Source organism: Bacillus sp. GZB (genome assembly GCF_001975995.1).
Taxonomy (GTDB): domain Bacteria; phylum Bacillota; class Bacilli; order Bacillales; family Bacillaceae; genus Bacillus; species Bacillus velezensis.
Window position 1 is genome coordinate 89966 of the sequence record NZ_MTQG01000019.1, and the last position, 17934, is coordinate 107899.

At 47.7% G+C, this 17934-nt stretch carries 21 protein-coding genes; 9 read left to right on the top strand and 12 right to left on the bottom strand.

Annotated elements, in window-relative coordinates; genetic code table 11:
• Positions 1-31: 31 nt before the first annotated feature.
• From BXO87_RS18600 to treP, 4 genes are all read right to left on the bottom strand, one after another.
• Positions 32-697, bottom strand: a complete 666-nt coding sequence (locus BXO87_RS18600; RefSeq protein ID WP_031378881.1) for an NAD(P)H-dependent oxidoreductase — start codon at positions 695-697, stop codon at positions 32-34.
• A 133-nt stretch (positions 698-830) separates the two neighbouring features.
• On the bottom strand, positions 831-1547 hold the full coding sequence (gene treR, locus BXO87_RS18605) for a trehalose operon repressor (RefSeq protein ID WP_076851433.1): 717 nt from the start codon (positions 1545-1547) through the stop codon (positions 831-833).
• Between the two features lie 23 nt (positions 1548-1570).
• On the bottom strand, positions 1571-3256 hold the full coding sequence (gene treC / locus BXO87_RS18610; RefSeq protein WP_076851434.1) for an alpha,alpha-phosphotrehalase: 1686 nt from the start codon (positions 3254-3256) through the stop codon (positions 1571-1573).
• Between the two features lie 75 nt (positions 3257-3331).
• Positions 3332-4747, bottom strand: coding sequence for a PTS system trehalose-specific EIIBC component (treP, locus tag BXO87_RS18615; protein WP_020955500.1), 1416 nt, complete (start codon positions 4745-4747; stop codon positions 3332-3334).
• A 270-nt stretch (positions 4748-5017) separates the two neighbouring features.
• On the opposite strand from treP, the gene BXO87_RS18620 reads away from it, so the two are divergent.
• From BXO87_RS18620 to BXO87_RS18630, 3 genes are read left to right on the top strand one after another with little or no spacing between them, the layout of a single operon-like run.
• On the top strand, positions 5018-5278 hold the full coding sequence (locus tag BXO87_RS18620; protein WP_007408496.1) for a spore germination protein: 261 nt from the start codon (positions 5018-5020) through the stop codon (positions 5276-5278).
• 14 nt (positions 5279-5292) lie between these two features.
• The gene (locus BXO87_RS18625; protein WP_003155595.1) at positions 5293-5535 is read left to right on the top strand and encodes a spore germination protein; all 243 of its coding nucleotides are present in this window, start codon (positions 5293-5295) and stop codon (positions 5533-5535) included.
• A 15-nt stretch (positions 5536-5550) separates the two neighbouring features.
• Complete coding sequence (locus BXO87_RS18630; protein ID WP_003155596.1) at positions 5551-5982, top strand: Hsp20/alpha crystallin family protein; 432 nt, start codon at positions 5551-5553, stop codon at positions 5980-5982.
• A gap of 9 nt (positions 5983-5991) precedes the next feature.
• Here BXO87_RS18630 and BXO87_RS18635 read toward each other — a convergent pair whose 3' ends face one another.
• Positions 5992-6369, bottom strand: a complete 378-nt coding sequence (locus BXO87_RS18635; RefSeq protein ID WP_007610033.1) for a DnaJ family domain-containing protein — start codon at positions 6367-6369, stop codon at positions 5992-5994.
• A 246-nt stretch (positions 6370-6615) separates the two neighbouring features.
• Here BXO87_RS18635 and ltaS point away from each other — a divergent pair, with 246 nt between their 5' ends.
• Positions 6616-8553, top strand: coding sequence for a lipoteichoic acid synthase (gene ltaS / locus BXO87_RS18640; protein ID WP_032872293.1), 1938 nt, complete (start codon positions 6616-6618; stop codon positions 8551-8553).
• 40 nt (positions 8554-8593) lie between these two features.
• On the opposite strand, the gene BXO87_RS18645 is transcribed toward ltaS, so the two are convergent.
• Together BXO87_RS18645 and nagE are read right to left on the bottom strand one after the other, a co-directional pair.
• Positions 8594-9034 (bottom strand): YfmQ family protein, encoded by a 441-nt coding sequence (locus tag BXO87_RS18645; RefSeq protein ID WP_038457277.1) that lies wholly within the window; start codon positions 9032-9034, stop codon positions 8594-8596.
• A gap of 125 nt (positions 9035-9159) precedes the next feature.
• Positions 9160-10542, bottom strand: a complete 1383-nt coding sequence (gene nagE / locus BXO87_RS18650) for an N-acetylglucosamine-specific PTS transporter subunit IIBC (protein ID WP_038457276.1) — start codon at positions 10540-10542, stop codon at positions 9160-9162.
• A 164-nt stretch (positions 10543-10706) separates the two neighbouring features.
• Between nagE and map the strand changes: the two genes are divergently transcribed.
• From map to BXO87_RS18665, 4 genes are all read left to right on the top strand, one after another.
• Positions 10707-11456 carry a type I methionyl aminopeptidase gene (gene map, locus BXO87_RS18655; RefSeq protein WP_029974066.1) on the top strand — a complete coding sequence of 250 codons (750 nt, stop codon included), beginning with the start codon at positions 10707-10709 and terminating at the stop codon, positions 11454-11456.
• Positions 11457-11512: 56 nt separating this feature from the next.
• Positions 11513-11824 carry a DUF3243 domain-containing protein gene (locus BXO87_RS18660; protein WP_003155607.1) on the top strand — a complete coding sequence of 104 codons (312 nt, stop codon included), beginning with the start codon at positions 11513-11515 and terminating at the stop codon, positions 11822-11824.
• Positions 11825-11906: 82 nt separating this feature from the next.
• Entirely contained in the window at positions 11907-12062 is a 156-nt protein-coding gene (locus BXO87_RS20650) for a hypothetical protein (RefSeq protein ID WP_007610027.1), read from the top strand.
• A gap of 178 nt (positions 12063-12240) precedes the next feature.
• Complete coding sequence (locus tag BXO87_RS18665) at positions 12241-12375, top strand: YflJ family protein (RefSeq protein ID WP_003155609.1); 135 nt, start codon at positions 12241-12243, stop codon at positions 12373-12375.
• A 40-nt stretch (positions 12376-12415) separates the two neighbouring features.
• Here the strand turns inward: BXO87_RS18665 and BXO87_RS18670 are convergent, their stop codons facing one another.
• Positions 12416-13075, bottom strand: coding sequence for an MOSC domain-containing protein (locus BXO87_RS18670; RefSeq protein WP_017419099.1), 660 nt, complete (start codon positions 13073-13075; stop codon positions 12416-12418).
• Positions 13076-13142: 67 nt separating this feature from the next.
• Here BXO87_RS18670 and BXO87_RS18675 point away from each other — a divergent pair, with 67 nt between their 5' ends.
• Positions 13143-13415, top strand: a complete 273-nt coding sequence (locus tag BXO87_RS18675; RefSeq protein WP_032872286.1) for an acylphosphatase — start codon at positions 13143-13145, stop codon at positions 13413-13415.
• On the opposite strand, the gene nosA is transcribed toward BXO87_RS18675, so the two are convergent.
• The 4 genes from nosA to BXO87_RS18695 form a co-directional block, all read right to left on the bottom strand.
• Positions 13409-14500, bottom strand: a complete 1092-nt coding sequence (nosA, locus tag BXO87_RS18680) for a nitric oxide synthase (protein WP_038457266.1) — start codon at positions 14498-14500, stop codon at positions 13409-13411. The genes BXO87_RS18675 and nosA overlap by 7 nt on opposite strands.
• A 123-nt stretch (positions 14501-14623) precedes the next feature.
• Positions 14624-15418, bottom strand: coding sequence for an MBL fold metallo-hydrolase (locus BXO87_RS18685; RefSeq protein ID WP_038457264.1), 795 nt, complete (start codon positions 15416-15418; stop codon positions 14624-14626).
• Between the two features lie 51 nt (positions 15419-15469).
• Positions 15470-16768 carry an Mg(2+)/citrate complex secondary transporter CitM gene (gene citM / locus BXO87_RS18690; protein ID WP_007408485.1) on the bottom strand — a complete coding sequence of 433 codons (1299 nt, stop codon included), beginning with the start codon at positions 16766-16768 and terminating at the stop codon, positions 15470-15472.
• A gap of 192 nt (positions 16769-16960) precedes the next feature.
• Positions 16961-17923, bottom strand: a complete 963-nt coding sequence (locus tag BXO87_RS18695) for a tripartite tricarboxylate transporter substrate binding protein (protein WP_038457263.1) — start codon at positions 17921-17923, stop codon at positions 16961-16963.
• Positions 17924-17934 lie beyond the last annotated feature (11 nt).

Genomic DNA, 17934 nt, shown 5'->3' on the forward strand with positions numbered 1-17934 from the left:
TGCCGGGACACGCCCGGCAGCTTTTTTTATCTTATACCCACTTTACAACATCTTTTGAGGCAGATCTTGTTTTCGGGCGCGGTTCTCTGACACGGTAGCCGAATGCGGCCATGACAGAGATGTCGAAACTTCCGTTTTCCAGAAGCCCTTCTTCTTCAAGAATCCGGTGGATTTCTTTGTAGTTGAAGCCTTCAACAGGACAGGAATCGATGCCGATCTGCGCAGCGGCTGTCATCATATTGCCGAGGGCGATGTAAGTCTGTTTGGATGCCCAGTCAAACAGCGCGCGATCTGATTCAAGCAGATTGAAATCATTTTTCTGGAATTCTTCCGTTTTGCTGATATAGCCTTCATACATATCTTCCGGCATTTTTTTGACTTCCCGCAAGTGATTTTTGACATAATCGGCGTCAAAACGGATATCCTTTGCCGTCCGGGCAAGCAGAAGTACGAAATGGCTTGCGGTCGGCAGCTGCTTTTGCGCCCCCCATGTGAACTCGCGGAGTTTTTCACGAAGCTCCGGATTTTGAACGACGACAAATTTCCAAGGCTCCAAACCGAGTGAGCTTGGGGATAATCTTCCCGTTTCTAAAATGAATTCAAAATCGCTTTCTGAAATTTTTTTCTCAGGATCAAATTCCTTTGTGGCGTGTCTGAATTGATACGCTTCGATGATCTGCTGTTTTTTATCTGACATTCATGATCTCTCCTTTTCATCTCGTTATGTACTATTGTAGCCATTATTTTTGAAAGTACCAGTACGCACATTTTTGTTGGATAGTATTCATTTTGATACTGACAAAAAAACGGGCTGCCGCGGCAGTCCGTTTTTATTTTTCTCTTCTCGCAAAGTCGACGAAACGGAATTTATCGAGCCTGTGCCGGCTTTCCGTATATTGGAAGAGGCTGGTATCCTCCAAAAAGACGCGGTTTTTCACGACCGCCATATGGCTGAACCCGCCGAGTTCTAAATACTTCCGGTCTTCCTCCCCCGCCGGCTCCACGACAATTTCCTTTTGCGCGTAGCTGATGGACAGGCCGAGCTCTCCTTCGAGATACTCATAGATCGAATCTTCACAAATCGCCTTCGTTAATAGAGGCACATGTTTTTTCACAAAGTAATCCTTGTCCAAAATAATATGTTCTCCGTCAATCCGTCTTGATCTGACGACTTCCCACACCTTTTCATCCGCCACTGTACCAAGCTCTTTTGCGGCTTCTGAGGGAGGCAGGATCAGCCCGAGACGGTGAACCTCCGTTCTCGTCTCTTTTCCAAGCGTTTCCGAAAGCTCTTTAAAGCTGATCAGGCCTGAGACGGGAAAGCGCATTTTTTCTCTGTCTAATATGACGGAGCCTTTGCCTTTGATTTTCTGGATGTAGCCGTTTTGCGCCAGCATATTGAGCGCTTTACGGACGGTTTCTCGTGATGTGCCGTATTGATCGCACAAATCATTTTCAGACGGAAGAACGTCTTCAGCCTTCCGCTGGCCGCTTTCAATCTGCCGCACCATATCTTTATAGATTGTGATATATTTATTCACTTTCATTCATGACCACCCAGATTAGTGTATCACGCTTTTGTCAGATGATAAACGATCGATTCATACGGACGGAGCGTCAATCGTTCCGGCCGCCCTTCCCTCGGTTCATCATTCGTCAGCAGCACCGTAAACCGCCAGCCGTCCGTGTCTTTAAGCGGAACCGTAAAGTCCGCTTCTTTCCCGTAGAAGTTGTTGATGCACAGAAGTTTTTCATCCTTGCCGTGTCTGACGTACGCCAGAACCGCCGGATCATCTTCAGCAAGCAGCTCAAACGTTCCTTCAGTCACGATGTCATATTCCTTTCTGAGCTTGATGAGCTTCTGATAATGGTAGAAAATTGAATCCGGGTCCCGCAAAGCCGCTTCCGCGTTAATGTCCCGATAATTATCCGCCGCCGGAATCCAAGGCGTTCCCGTCGTGAAGCCGCCGTGCGGTCCGCTGTTCCATTGAACGGGGGTTCTTGCATTGTCTCTTGATTTCTCTTTTAAAATGGCGATAATGTCTTTTTCTGACACGCCTTCTTCCTTCATCTTTTTGTAAATGTTCAGTGATTCGACATCGCGGTATGAGCCGATGTCATCGAACTTCGGATTGCCCATGCCGATCTCCTCACCTTGATAAATGTAGGGCGTGCCCTGCATCATATGAATGGCCGCCGCCAGCATTTTGGCTGATTTCGTCCGGTATTCGCCGTCGTCTCCGTATCTGGATACGGCCCGCGGCTGGTCATGGTTGCACCAGAATAATGCGTTCCAGCCTCCGCCGTTTTGCATCTCCGTCTGCCAAAACGCTAAAATCCGTTTCAGCTTCAGAAAATCAAACGGAGCGAGCGCCCATTTTTCACCATTCGGATAATCCACTTTTAAATGATGAAAGTTAAAGGTCATATCGAGTTCTTTATTTTCAGGGTTTGTGTACCGGATGCAGTGGTCCGCCGTTGTCGAAGACATTTCACCGACCGTCATGCTGTCATATTTCGAAAACACTTCCCGGTTCATCTCATGAAGAAATTCGTGCACGCGCGGCCCGTCCGTATAATAAGGGCGCCCGTCACGACCATCCTCGGCATCAGGAAACGATTGGTCTTTAGAAATGAGGTTGATCACATCCAGCCGGAAACCGTCGATCCCTTTTCGGAACCAAAAATGCATCATGTCGTAAACCTGTTTTCTCATCTCTTCATTTTCCCAGTTCAAATCGGCCTGCGACACATCGAATAAATGCAGATAGTGCTGGCCTGACGCCGGGTCGAGCTCCCAAGCGGAACCGCCGAATTTTGATTCCCAGTTGTTCGGCGCCCGGCCGTCTTCCTTTCCGTCTTTCCAAATGTAAAAATCCCGATACGGACTGTCGGGTGACGAGACCGCTTCTTTGAACCATTGATGCTCGACTGATGTATGGTTTACGACAAGATCCATGACGACCTTGATTCCTCTTTTGTGCGCTTCATCAAGAAGGCGTTCAAAATCCTCCATCGTTCCGTATTCTTCATAAATGGTGCAGTAATCGCGAATGTCATAACCGTTGTCATTCTGCGGCGAATCGTAAATCGGCGTAAGCCAAATGACATCAATCAAAAGCTTCTGCAAATAATCAAGCTTCTCGATAATACCGTTCAGATCACCGATCCCGTTTCCCGTCGTATCATTAAAGCTCTTCGGATAAATTTGATATACCGCTGCCTTTTTCCACCATGGTGTGCTGTCTGTTTTCATTTTTCTTCACCGCCTGTATTGTTTTGAATGGAAAGGGGAAAGGGACAGCCTGTTAGAAGGCGCCCCGCAGGTTTTCTATTTTTGCCGTTTCAGCCGCGCATACCCGTATGTTCCCGCAAACGGGAGAATCAGCACAATCAGCATTCCGATCGCAAACGGACCCCAGTACCGGCTCATAATGGAGAAGATCCCCGGCACGCCGCCGACTCCGACCGAGCTTGCGAGAACGCCTTTGACGGAGATGAACATCCCCGCGATCCCCGAACTGATCATGGCGATCACAAACGGAAATTTGTAACGCAGATTCACGCCGAAAATCGCCGGCTCTGTAATGCCCAAATATGCGGAAATGCCGGCCGTCAGTGAAAGCCCCCGCTGTTTTTTATCTTTTGTAATCAGCATCATGGCCAGAGCCGCCGATCCTTGAGCGATATTTGACAATGCGAGCATCGGCCATAAAAATGTGCCGCCGAGCTTTGATCCGATTAATTGAAGATCGACCGCGAGAAACGTATGATGCATCCCCGTGATCACAAGCGCCGAATACAGCCCTCCGTACAGCAGGCCTCCGATGGCGGAGAATTGGCCGAAAACGGCAATCAACCCCGCCGTCAGCGCGTTACCGATCGCAAAGGTGATCGGACCGATGATAACAAAGGATAGAAAACCGATGACCAAAAGCGTCACCGGTGCGACGACCAACAGCTGAATGCCCTCCGGCGTCCGTTTCGTCAAAAAGAGCTCAAGCCTGGCAAGTAAATAAGACGCCAGCAGAATCGGAAGCACCTGACCTTGATACCCGACTTTCTGCACCTCAAGGCCGAACAGGTTCCACACCGGAATATCGCCGCTCTGCTCGGCGGCCCCGTAGCCCCATGCGTTTAACAGATCAGGATGCACCAGCATCAGCCCGAGCACGATACCCAAAAGCGGGCTTCCTCCGAACCGCTTCACTGCCGACCAGCCGATTAAAGCCGGCAGAAAAGCGAAGGCCGTCCCTGCGATCAGATTAATCATATTGGCAAGATCCGCCCATTGCGGATACACTTGGACAATCGATTTCGTGCTGTAGAAAATGCCTTCCGCCGTTAAGATATTGTTCAGACCCATTAAAAGCCCAGCCGTGACGATCGCCGGCAAGATCGGAATAAAGATGTCCGCAAGCGTTTTCACAGCACGCTGCAAAGGATTCATTTTTTGCGCTGCCGCCTTCTTCACGTCATCCTTGGACGCTTCACCCATCCCCGTTTCCTTCACTAATTCCGCATATACTTTGTTGACCGTCCCCTGCCCGATCACGACTTGAAACTGCCCGTTTACCGCAAAAGATCCTTTGACAATGTCTATTGCATCAAGCATTTTTTGGTTTACCTTGGTTTCATCTATTAATGCAAACCGCAAACGCGTCACACAATGAGTCGCCGCCTCAATATTTTCAATTCCGCCGACAGCTTCAGCGATCTGCCGCGCAGCCCGGTTAAACTCACCCATGCCAACCCCTCCGTAACCGTTTTCATTTTGTCTCGCAAACTTGTATATACATGTTTATGACTCTATTGTAATGATGTATATACATGTCGTCAATCTATTTTTATAGCGCTTTCATCACAAATATACTGCGAAAGACCCTGAAACAAAAAAAGCCCCGCCGGAACCGGGCCTTGACTTCTTGTTTGGTCGGGAACATGTCCGGGCGAAATTCACAACAGGAGCACAAAAAGCATACAGTACTGTACAACTAAGTTAAAGAGGTGTGAAGAGATGCCATCCACTGTTATCAACCTGTACTATTTGAAGATTAACAGTATTTCTGGCAACGGATCTATTACGATTGGGGAAGCGGCATACAACAGTCCCACCACAAATAACAAATCACAAGGACTGAACTCTTCATTCGGCGATACGTCACCTATAGAATCGATGATGGAGAACTTGTTAAATGATCCTGATGTCAACGACCAGACAGCCATCGGAACCGCAGATACCGCAAATATTACGCCGGTGCCGCCCATTATAGATTAAAGGGGTTTTTATGAATGCCTTACCAAATTAACGTCGTCAATATAAAAGTAAACGGAGCAACGCAAAACGGAAACGTCGATATCGGTCAGACCGTACAAAACAGCCACACCGCCAACAGCAAATTTGTCGGCGCGAACTTTTCTTTAGGGGATTTTTCGCCGGCCGCCGGATGTTTGAATTCGGGCCATCTTGACCCTGACGTGAGCGATCAGGATCAGATCGCCAACCCGTCAATGCCGATCGCAAATCAAATATAGGGAGGTTCTGCCGAAGTGGATATCGAAAAAATGAGAAAGTGGCTTGAGATTACGAACGAGCACAAGCCCAGCGACTTTTGGACCAATGTCCTGAAACGGAAATCTCCCGAAGATTTTTTCTCCTTACAAAAAAACACCCTGACTTATGATATTTATCAGGATGAACAGCACACATTTGTCATTGTGGAAATGCCCGGCGTTTACGAAGAAGAATTGACATTGAGGCTGCTGTCTAGAACACGGCTGCATATAAGAGGAAACATCACACCCCTTTTTCCAAAGAACATGGGCGTCTGCCAAAACCGGTATTACGGGGAAATCGATGAGACGATTGAGCTTCCTGAACCGGCTGAGCCCCACCTGTTACAGGCGCAGTGCGTAAACGGCCTGCTCCACATTTCCTACCCGCGCCTTATGGAGCACATTCCTTTTCAGAAAAAAATCTAAAGAGCCGGCTTACGGGCGGCCCAGCCGTCTGTACACTTTCTCCTTATAATGAGAAGATGCGGGTTTTGAGAACATGGCTTTCTCCTCCGTCAGTTTGTCGAGTCTGACTTGTTTTTCCGTCCGTTTGTTCCGCAGGTGATCCCGCTCCTGTTCATTGCGGCACTTGGCGATCAAATAATCGAGCGTCATCAGCTCTTTCTTCAGCGCGCCTTCATCCTCGGCGATCCCGGCGTTTTTTAATATGCGGTAGCCCATTCTGAGCGATTCCGGAAGATGTGCGGCATCGTCTTTCGGCAGGGGCTTTCCCATTCCTTTGATGCCGGCGAACTCTCCATCCTTAATGGCGCGCTTGATTTTATCTTCAGCCACGATATGGGCAATATCCATTACTGTTCACCTCTTTTTTCAATAGAAACCGGGTATGATCATACGGAAACACAGGTCCCAGTTTGTTCCATTTATATGTTTTAAAGCTGTCATTCAACAGATCAACCGCCGTTGCGACAGCGTTTTTCGCCCTTTTTCCGATGAGCCTTTTCCACCTTTTCTATTTGCTGGTTTCATGGTATATTGATTACGTTCGTTTTTTCTATCGTTCCGTGTAAACCGTGATCGGAAAAAAGGAGTGTAACAATGAAAACATTTATAAAAGAAAGAGGACTTGCCTTCTTCTTGATAGCGGTCGTGTTATTGTGGGTGAAAACATATGTCGCTTATATTTTAAACTTTAACCTCGGCATAGACAACACGATCCAGAAAATATTGCTTTTTGTGAATCCGCTGAGCTCCAGCTTGTTCTTTCTTGGACTTGGGCTTCTTTTCAAGAAAAAATTACAGCAGACAGCCATTATTGTGATTCATTTTTTATTGTCTTTTTTGCTTTTTGCAAACATCGTCTATTATAGATTCTTTAATGATTTCATTACCATCCCGGTCATGATGCAGGCAAAGACAAACGGCGGCCAGCTCGGAGACAGCGCGTTCTCGTTAATGAGATGGACAGACGCCTTCTACTTCCTGGATACCGTCATTTTGATTATTTTGGCCCTGAAGATGAAAAAACCGGCTGAAAAACCGGCGAAGAAATCATTCAGAATCGTTTTGGCTTCCGCCGTGCTTATGTTCCTGATCAACCTCGCCGTCGCGGAATCCGACCGTCCTGAGCTTCTGACACGCTCATTTGACAGAAACTATCTGGTGAAATACTTGGGCACATACAACTTTACGATTTACGATGCCGTGCAGAATGTGAAATCAAACAGCCAGCGCGCGCTTGCCGATTCAAGCGATGTAACGGATGTGGAAAACTATATGAAGGCCAACTATGACGTGCCGAACAACGTCTATTTCGGAAAAGCCGAAGGAAAAAACGTCATCTACGTCTCATTAGAGTCTCTGCAATCCTTTATCATTGACTATAAAATTAACGGCAAGGAAGTGACGCCGTTTTTAAACAAACTGGCGCACGATAATCAAACATTCTACTTTGATAACTTTTTCCACCAAACGGGACAAGGTAAAACATCTGATGCGGAATTTATGATGGAGAACTCTCTGTACCCGCTTTCGCAAGGTTCGGTTTTCGTCAATAAAGCGCAAAACACGCTGCAGTCCGTTCCTGCGATCCTAAAAGGCAAAAAGTACACGTCTGCCGCTTTCCACGGAAATACGCAGACTTTCTGGAACCGTAACGAAATGTACAAAGCGGAAGGCATCGATAAGTTTTTCGATTCCGCTTATTATGACATGAGCGAAGAAAACACGAAAAACTACGGCATGAAAGACAAACCGTATTTCAAAGAATCCATGCCGCTCTTAAAGAGCCTGCCGCAGCCGTTCTATACGAAGTTCATTACGCTGTCAAACCACTTCCCGTTCGGGATGGATAAAGAAGACACGGACTTCCCGGCGGGAGACTTTGGCGATTCAGTCGTCAATAATTACTTCCAGTCCGCGAACTATCTGGATGAATCAATCGAACAGTTCTTTCATGACCTGAAAAAAGACGGCCTGTACGATAAGTCGATTATTGTGATGTACGGAGACCACTACGGCATCTCCGAAAACCATAATAAAGCGATGGCGAAAGTGCTCGGCAAAGATGAGATCAATGAATACGACAATGCCCAGCTTCAGCGGGTGCCGCTCTTTATCCACGCTCCCGGCGTGAAAGGCGGCCGCAATCATAAATTTGCCGGTGAAGTCGATGTCGCGCCGACCGTTCTTCATCTGCTCGGCGTCGATACGAAAGATTATCTCATGTCAGGTTCAGATATCTTATCGAAAGAGCACAGAGAAGTCATTCCGTTCCGTAACGGAGACTTCATCTCGCCGAACTATACGAAAGTGTCCGGCAAGTATTACGATACGAAAACCGGAAGACTTTTAGATGATTCAGAAGTCGACAAAAAAGAAGACTCTCTCGTCAAGACTGAGCTTGAAATGTCTGATAAGATCATCAACGGCGATCTGCTTCGTTTCTATCAGCCGAAAGGCTTTAAGAAAGTGGACCCTTCACAATTCGATTATACGAAGCGTGAAGATTCCTCAGCAGATGATCAAAAAGAATAAACAAAAGCCAGATCATATCAATGATCTGGCTTTTTTATGTTCAGCTCCCGGCGGCCATAGTGCGCTTTTGCAGGCTGTCGGAAAGAACTGAATAAGCGACGACTTTCTTTTTCTGCTGTTTGACGACATCTACATGGTCTTCGTAGCTGTATACAAACACCGTCACATCTTTTTTTCCTTTTCTCGTCTTAATGACAAGCGGATCGGCTCCGTTTTGCGGATGAAGATAACGCTCTTCATCCCCTGGGTATATATAATGCCGTTCGATAAACACGGCTTCGTTAAAATCATCAATCACCCGGCGTTTGTCTTCGCCTTCCAGACGTTTTCCGCCGAGGGAAACGGCAGCGGACGCGTCACTGAGCTTCGAATGGGTTTCAAACTTGCGGAGAATCCATTCCACCGCTCCGGTAGGAAGGCATGTCAGCACAATCTTAATCAGGCTTATGACAACAATTGAAACAACTGCAATCCATGTCACCTTACATCATCTCCATACTTGTTCTACATGAATCTTAACATAGAAGAAAACGTTGTTTTTTGTACATTATGTGAAACTTGATATATGTTCAAAAAAATCCGGATCACCTAGGTGATCCGGATTTTTCAAGTCTGCTTCTGGTCGTCACGGCGGACGGCTTCTCTCAGCTCTTCCGCGACAAATTCGACGTTCGGCCCGATAATGACCTGCGCCGTTTTATTCCCCGTTTTGATAACCCCTTTTGCTCCCGCTTTTTTAAGCGCCGCCTCATTAATGAGAGACGTATCCTGCACGGTCAGTCTGAGGCGGGTCGCACAGTGATCAATCGTTTCGAGGTTTTGCCTGCCGCCGAGCCCCTTGAGCATGGCATGTTCTTCGACGGAACCGGCCGTATCTTCACTAAGCACTTCTTCCTCTTCCTCATCATCTTCCCGTCCCGGCGTTTTCAAGTTTAACGTTTTGATGAGCATATAGAAGACGACAAAATAGATCACCGCATAACAAAGCCCGACAACGAGCAGCAAAAGCGGTTTTTCGGCAATCCCGTAGCTGAGGAGATAATCGATCGCCCCCGCCGAGAATGAAAAACCTGACCTGATTCCGAGAACATTCACGATAAATAAAGAGAACCCGGTTAATATAGCATGAACCCCGTACAAAAGCGGTGATAAAAACATAAATGCAAATTCAATCGGCTCTGTAATTCCGGTGATAAATGCCGTCAGCGCGAGACCGATCATCATTCCGGCCGTCGCTTTGCGCTTACTTGGCTTAGCCGCGGCAATCATTGCCAGACATGCGGCCGGAAGCCCGAACATCATAATCGGAAAGAATCCCGTCATATAAGTTCCCGCCGTCGGATCCTTCGCAAAGAAGCGGGCCAGATCTCCCGTTTTTCCGTGAAAATCGCCAAATTGGAACCAAAAAATATTATTCAGCACATGATGAAGACCAAACGGAATCAAAAGCCGGTTAAAAATCCCGTAAATCCCGGCGCCGATTCCGCCAAGCCCGATCATCCATTCCCCGAAGGACGTAATCACCGACTGAATCGGCGGCCACACAAATCCGAAGACCCCCGCCAAAATAATGGTGATCAGCGCCGTTACAATCGGAACGAGCCTGCGCCCGCTGAAAAACCCGAGATATTCGGGCAGCTTCGTATCCTTAAAGCGGTTATACGTGTATCCCGCAATTAACCCCGCGATAATCCCTCCGAAAACGGCCATATTATTTGTCGAATTGATTGATTTTACAGCCGCGTCCAGCATGATATAAGAAATTGCTCCCGACAGAGCGGCGGCCCCGTTGCTGTCTTTCGAAATCCCGATCGCGATTCCGATCGCGAAAATCAGCGGCAGATGATCAAATACCGCGGTCCCCGCCGCGTAAATGAACGGAATATTTAATAAGTCCTCTCTGCCGATGGCCAAAATAATACCAACGGCGGGCAGAACGGCAATCGGAAGCATAAATGATTTTCCGAGTTTTTGCAAAAATTGAAGCATTTTACCCATCCCCCTTCTTTTTTCTTAAATATACCACATAAGTTATCTAGTGATCTATACCAATTTTCCTTCATTTATTCACATAAGGCTTGTTGGTTTTCTATTTATAAACCAGTTGTGGTAAGCTTGAATCAGATGATTAAAAATAGAAAGCGGGAATGACAATGATTGTAACGAACGATCAAGAATTAGAAGGCCTTAAAAAAATCGGCAGAATCGTCGCGCTGGCGCGTGAAGAAATGAAGAAAAAAGCCGAGCCCGGCATGAGCACGAAAGATCTTGACCTGATCGGAAAGGCGGTGCTTGACGAGCACGGAGCCGCTTCCGCTCCGGAGAAGGAATACGATTTCCCGGGCGTGACATGCATCAGCGTAAATGACGAAGTCGCTCACGGCATTCCGAGCGCCTCTAAAATCTTAAAAGCCGGAGATCTTGTAAATATCGATATTTCGGCGGAGTTCGGCGGTTTTTATTCCGATACGGGAATTTCATTTGTACTCGGAGAAGGCGATGAACGTCTGCAAAAGCTTTGTAACTGCGCAGCATCCGCATTTCAGAAAGGATTGGATCAGGCAAAAGCCGGCAAACGCCAAAACCAGATCGGCAGAGCCGTCTACCATGAAGCCCGCTCCAACGGATTTACCGTCATTAAAACGCTGACGGGCCACGGAATCGGCAGAAACCTCCATGAAGCGCCGAACCACATTATGAATTACTACGATCCGTTTGATAACGCGCTGTTTAAAAACGGAACCGTGATCGCGCTTGAGCCGTTTATTTCCACGAAAGCGGAAACGATTGTTGAAACGGGAGACGGCTGGACGTATAAAACGCCGGATAAAAGCCTTGTCGCCCAAGTGGAACATACCATCGTGATCACAAAAGACAAACCGATTATTTTAACTGCATTGTAATGTTTCATCTCCCTTCCAAACAGGTATACAACAACTAACCCGAAGGAGGGAGACGCATGAAAAAAGATAAAGAAAAAATCAAAATCGAAAACGAAATACACGCCATGCACGGCGTAACGAAACAGCAGATTTTAGAGGATTTCGAGGAATTTAAGGCGTACCTTCATCAGAAAATTTCCGCCGGAAAAAAACTGGGTCTGGATGACAGCAAAATCATCAAAAGCGCCGCCATCCTCGGGGACTATCTCGCCAAACACGAGGAGCCCCGCAATGCGGAAGAAAAACTCTTACAAGAACTGTGGGACATTGCGGATGACAATGAAAAACAGCATTTGGCCCAACTTCTCGTCAAACTTGCCGGACACTGATACAGTGCCCGGCTTTTTTATGCTCCGTTATAAGAGTTGTGCTACACTGGACATATGTCTGTGAAAGGAGCCATTTTTCAACATGTGGTTTATTATCTTCGGGTTTATTTTCTTTATTGAAAGCATCATTCTCACCGTTTACGGAGTCAAGAAAAAGAAGGGGATGCTGGTTTATTTCGGCGTCGTTTTCGGAATCATGACACTCGGAACGGTGCTGTTAAAATTAACCGGCCATTAAGCATGAAAAGACCGCCCTTTACATATATATGTAAGAAAGCTTTACATCTCTGAATCGAAAGTCTCAGTTTTTGCGTTATCCCTTTTCACCGTCTTTTTATAGATGTTACAATGCCAAAAGTTTGGCAAAAACTGAAGAAACCTCCCCAGCGGGAGAACGGAGAAAGGAGTTTTCTGACATGCATTATGGCAGTAAAGGCTGGTATGTAGAAGAGTTAAAGAAAAAAGGAATTACCCACTATGAAGGAAGAAAGCTTCAAAGCTTCAAAAAGTACTTCCTTGCCAATCTGCTGGAAACAAAAAAACAAGCATAACGTAAATCAGCCGTGCTGTCAGTGCAGCACGGCTTTTTTTCTATACATTAGTGAGCCTGTCCCTTTTTTTAAGGAAGGACTCCCTCCAGCTTTCTGACAGCGCTTCTTCCCGCAGTATTTCTTCAATCGCTGACAGATTGCCGGAATCACGATATTTCACTTCATTCGCATACCAGACGGAAATGCTTTCTTTGCCTCTCGACAGACGCTTGAGGACGGGACGCGGATCGACATATCCTTCTTCAAGCACCCTGAAATAAAAGCCGGTAAATCCCGTCTGCTGTACACGGAGCACCATATCTTTGATGCCATATTTGAGCGCGAGTTTGACGCAGGGCTGGCGCGGCTGGCTTACTTGAACGACGGCTTCCCCCAGCTGAAAGACGTCTCCGATCCACACGTCTTGTTCGGCCAGTCCTTTGACCGTTACATTCTCCCCAAACGCGGCGGCGGGAAGTTTTCTCGCGAGCGTTGTTTCCCAATATGAATAATGCTCGGCGGGATACACGCACACCGCTTTATCGGGGCCTCCGTGATTCTTCAGATCAGCCTGCCCGTCCCCGTCAAAATGGGTTTTATACAGCATGACGGGAGAATCTGCGGGCCGCTTTATGATGCCGGAATTGATTTGTCTGCCGGCAAATTCATGAATTGCGGGCTTTCCGAGATTGATAGATAAGACAGAATAGTCTTGCGTCACCTCGTTCACATCCTTTGCGAAATCTCATATCTTTCCTTTATCATAGTAAGAAAAAGGTGGTTTTTCCATGCTTCAATATCATATGATTGCAGACGGCCGGGTTCAGGGCGTAGGTTTTCGCTACTTCGTCCAGATGGAAGCCGACAGACATAAGATAGCTGGCTGGGTAAAAAACCGTGATGACGGCCGGGTGGAAATCCTTGCCGAAGGTCCTGAAGAGTCGTTAAAACAATTTGCCGAAGCAGTCAGAAAAGGCAGCCCCTTCTCAAATGTCACAGGCGTAACCATCGAAGAATCACACCGTCTGAAAGGGTACCGCACCTTTTCCATCAGTTACTGATAAGGCTTGTCCTGATAATAATAATTCGGCTTCACAATCGTATTGTCATATGATTTATGGAAAATGTGGGTGGAAGCCGGCGAGATCGGCGGAATCAGCCAGGTCCAGTCGCCCGTCAGCTTTCTGCCCGCGTCTTGTTCCTGTTCTTCGAAGCGTTTAAATTGATTCGCCGCCGTATGGTGATCGACAATGCTGACACCGTGTTTTTTGTATGAATAGAGCACTGCCTTATTCAGTTCCACCAGCACCTGATCTTTCCATAGGTCGGTATTCAGGCTGGCGGAAATCCCCATGACTGCAGCGGCTTTTTTGAGCATATCATACCGTTTTTCGTCAGCAAGGTTCCTTGCGCCGATTTCGGTTCCCATATACCATCCGTTAAAAGGCGCCGCGTTGTACGACAGCCCGCCGATTTCAAGCCTCATATCGGCGATAATCGGAACCCCGTACCATCTGAGATTTAAATCGGCAAACTCTTCAATATCCGGATGGGTGATCGGCACTTCTTTCACGAGCGTCTGAGGCAGGTCATACCAGACCGGCTGCCCGTCCCCTTTCATCCGGAAAAGCAGCGGCAGAATATCAAAATCGGTCCGCTTCCCGCGCCAGCCGAGTTTTTCGCAGACAGCCGTCAGTTCATATGATGCCGGATCACCGACTCTTCCTTTTTCAGTCTCATATCCCGCATAGCGGATGAGCTGGTGATTCCAGATTTCCACTTGTTTCTCGCCATTCTGCTCAGGAGGGAAAATCGTAATCGTCGGTTTAATTTTTCCGCCGTTCGTGGCGATTTCAATATGTTCAAATAATGCGTCGCGCACCTCTTCTTTCGTGTTTACACCGCGCCGGTCAATGACGTTCAGCGATTGCCAGAACAGACGCCCGATACAGCGGTTGCTGTTGCGCCACGCCATTTTCGCCCCGTGTTCAAGCTCTTCCGCCGTATGGACGTAACTTCCCGTCCGATCTATCTCATCTTTTATCGCGTGAAGACGCGCGTTGATTTGCGATTCCATTCCGAGTTCCTGATAGCAGACATCAATAAAATCCTTCGCCTCATCCCAAAGTATTTCCGTATGTTTCAAAAAACTCTCTCCTTCAATTTACATCTGTTTCCCATTGTATCGTTTTTAGGAGTGAACACAATGGTTTTTTTGTATCATACTGGAAAATGCATAGAAAAAACACCTGTGATTTTCGCAGGTGTTTTACAAAACGGAATGCAATTTTTCAGCCAGTTTAAGCAAATCCTCACGGTAGTTTTTTCCCGTCATCGGAATTCCGTGACCCGTCAAAAGCGCTTCCGGCTCCAGTTCGGCCAGTTTCTGAACGGACGCGGCCGCCGTCTGCGTATCCGCTGTAAAATAGGCGGGCGGCCCGTGAAGCTCTTGCTTTTGAATGACAACGTCCGCAAGCGATTCCTGTTCAACAGTGATCACGGCATCACCGGCAAGCAGAACGCGGTCTTTATCCCGGAATAATGAAATATGGCCGGGTGTGTGGCCGGGCGTATGCACCCATTTCCATTCTTCAAGAAACGGAACGGTACCGTCTGAAGGCAGTGCCTGAACGGACGGAATGCGGATCGTATGGCGCGGAAACAGCGGTGACAGCTTTGCGACAAGCCCTTTTTTCGCATCGGGCCTGGCAGGCGGATAATCTGCTTTCCCCGTGACGTACGGGAGCTCCTTTTCATGAATGTAAACCGGCACATTCCAAAGCTCAAGCAGTTCTTCAATCGCACCGACATGATCAAAATGGCCGTGTGTCAAAATGACCGCCTTCAGCTGATACCCCTCTTTGAATCGGCGTTTCATTTCTTCTGTTATCATCTCCGCCGATTGAGGCATTCCCGCGTCAACCAGAATGATTTCCCGCGGAGCTGAGGGATTTTCGATAAAGTAAACATTCGCAATCTGCACGGTCAATCCGTAAACGCCGTCCGCCGCTTTAAAACCGGCGCCGCTTCTCACTGAAAAAAGCGGCATAAACGGATCACTCATCATGGCACCTCCTCTGATGCCTTTAGTGTGCGACGAACCGGGTGTTTTATGTTAAAAAATCGTGATTGCGCCGATGATGAGCGCAAAGGCCGTCATGACGATAACGGCAAGAACCGCCCATTTCATCGCAAACTTCTGGTGCTCATCAATGGTGACCCCGGCAAGCCCGACTAATAAATGCGTCGACGGCACGAGCGGGCTTAACATATGAATCGGCTGGCCGATGATCGAAGCGCGGGCGATTTCCACCTTATCTACACCGTACGCCACGGCGGTCTCGGATAAAATGGGCAGCACGCCGTAAAAATAGGCGTCATTGGGCATCAGAAACGTAAAGATACCGCTCGTTAAGGCAACAATCGCCGGAATAAACCCCCCCATCTGTTCCGGAATAAGCGATACGAGGGAAATGGCCATCTCATCAACCATCTTCGTCCCTGTTAAAATTCCGGTAAACACCCCTGCGGCAAAAATCATCGAACCGATCGCAAGCACATTGCTCGAATGGGCTGAAATACGCTCCCTTTGATCATTAAGCTTCGGATAGTTGACAATCAGCGCGATACAAAACGCAATGATGAACAGCACGGTTAAATTCACTTTTCCTGACACTAAAAATCCCACTAAAGAAAGCGTTAACAGTAAATTGAACCACCATAGTTTCGGCCGCCTCCATTCATCTTCCGCAGCCGCAGCCGTTTCATTTGTATGGGACGGCTGCTTTAATTCGATCACCCCGAGCCGTTTCCTTTCCATCCTTCCGAGTACATAAGCGACCACAATCATACACACCATTCCGCTGGCAATGACAGGCAGCATCGGCCCCGTCAGCTCTGCCGGGTCAACGCCGAGCGCACTCGCCGCACGCGGCGTCGCGCCGCCCCATGGGATCGTATTCATGATACCCATGCCGACACCGGCGATTCCCGCTAAAATAATCGGACGGATTCCGAGCATAATATACAAAGGCAGCATTGCGCTTGTCGTAATCATATACGTCGTCGAGCCGTCTCCGTCCAGTGCGACAAGCATGGTCAAAACGGCTGTTCCGACTACAATTTTGAGCGGGTCGCCTTTAACCAGCTTTAAAATACGCGACACCATCGGATCAAATAAACCGGTATCAATCATAATGCCGAAATAAAGAATCGCAAACATAATCATAACTGCAATCGGCGCCACCTGTTCAATCCCGGAAATCATCATCTCGCCGACCCGGTTAAAAGAAAACCCGGCAAACAGTGCAAACACGATCGGCGTTAATACGAGCGCCGTTAACACTGAAAGCCGTTTTGTCATAATCAGCACCATAAAAACAAGCATCATAAGAAAGCCTAAGATTGCTAACACAGTATGTCCCCCTTATTATGAATACGCTTACATTTTAAAGGCCCGATCCCCTTTATCCGCCTTTTTGCTATCTTATGAGAATTGGATATTGAAGTAAATATTTTGGATTTTAAAGATTTTTAATTTTTTATAACCTTTTCGTTCATTTTGTTCATTTATAAATAAAAAGCCTCCCGCAAATATGCGGAAGGCTTATTTTTCGCTGCTCATCATCTCTTTATAAAACTCGGTCTGCTCTTCTAAAAAGCGTTTTGCGCCGCTGCTGTTTTTATAAAAGCTCTCCCAATCCCGTTTTTTCAACATTTGCTTCCACTCCGCGGATGAGGTAATCTGTTTCAAAGCCTGATCCCAATAGGCGATCTCGCCTTCGGTCATGTCTTTCGGCCCCATGATGCCTCTCCAGTGCGCAAAGACAAACGGCACCCCCTGCTCTTTCCATGTCGGCACATCGCTGAAGCCGGAGAGCCTTTTGTCCGACGTAACGGCCGCCAATGTGATTTTCCCTTTCCGATAGGCGTCTCTCGCTTCTGAAATGGTCATTGAAGCGGCGTCTATCTCGTGGCTGATAAGAGCTTCAATGACTTCATTGCTGCTCCCGTATTGAAAAAAGCGGATATCAAACGGAGAAATTTCGGCCATTTCCGCCGCTCTCGCAAAGGAGAGCTGGTCATCATTTCCGAGGCCGGGCGCAAATCCGATTTTTATGCCGCCCGGATGTGCTTTAATATCGCCGAGCAGCCGCTTTCCGCTTTTTATCTTTGAATCCTTCGGAAGAGCGACGGTCTGCCACTCTTTTGCGATAATGGCCAAAGGCGTAAAATCAGCTGCCTTCAGCCGGCTTTGTCCCAAAATTTCATTGCTTAACAGCAGGCTTGAATTCATACTGATGACATCCGTTTTTCGTTCGTTTACATATTTCCAGCCGCTGTCTCCGCCTCCGCCGGGTTTATAGACGATCTTTACGGGCCGGCCTAATATTTGCTTCCGCTCTATTACCGATTGCAACGCTTTTGCCGTTACGTCCCAGCCCCCTTGAGGCGCTGCCGGGACGACAATTTCAACCGGCCCTTCAGCTGAACGGATGCCCGCCATCTGCCGTCCGTCAAAAGAAACCAGCGCCGCCAGCATGACAAGAAGCACTCCCAACCGCTTCATTTCTCCCATCC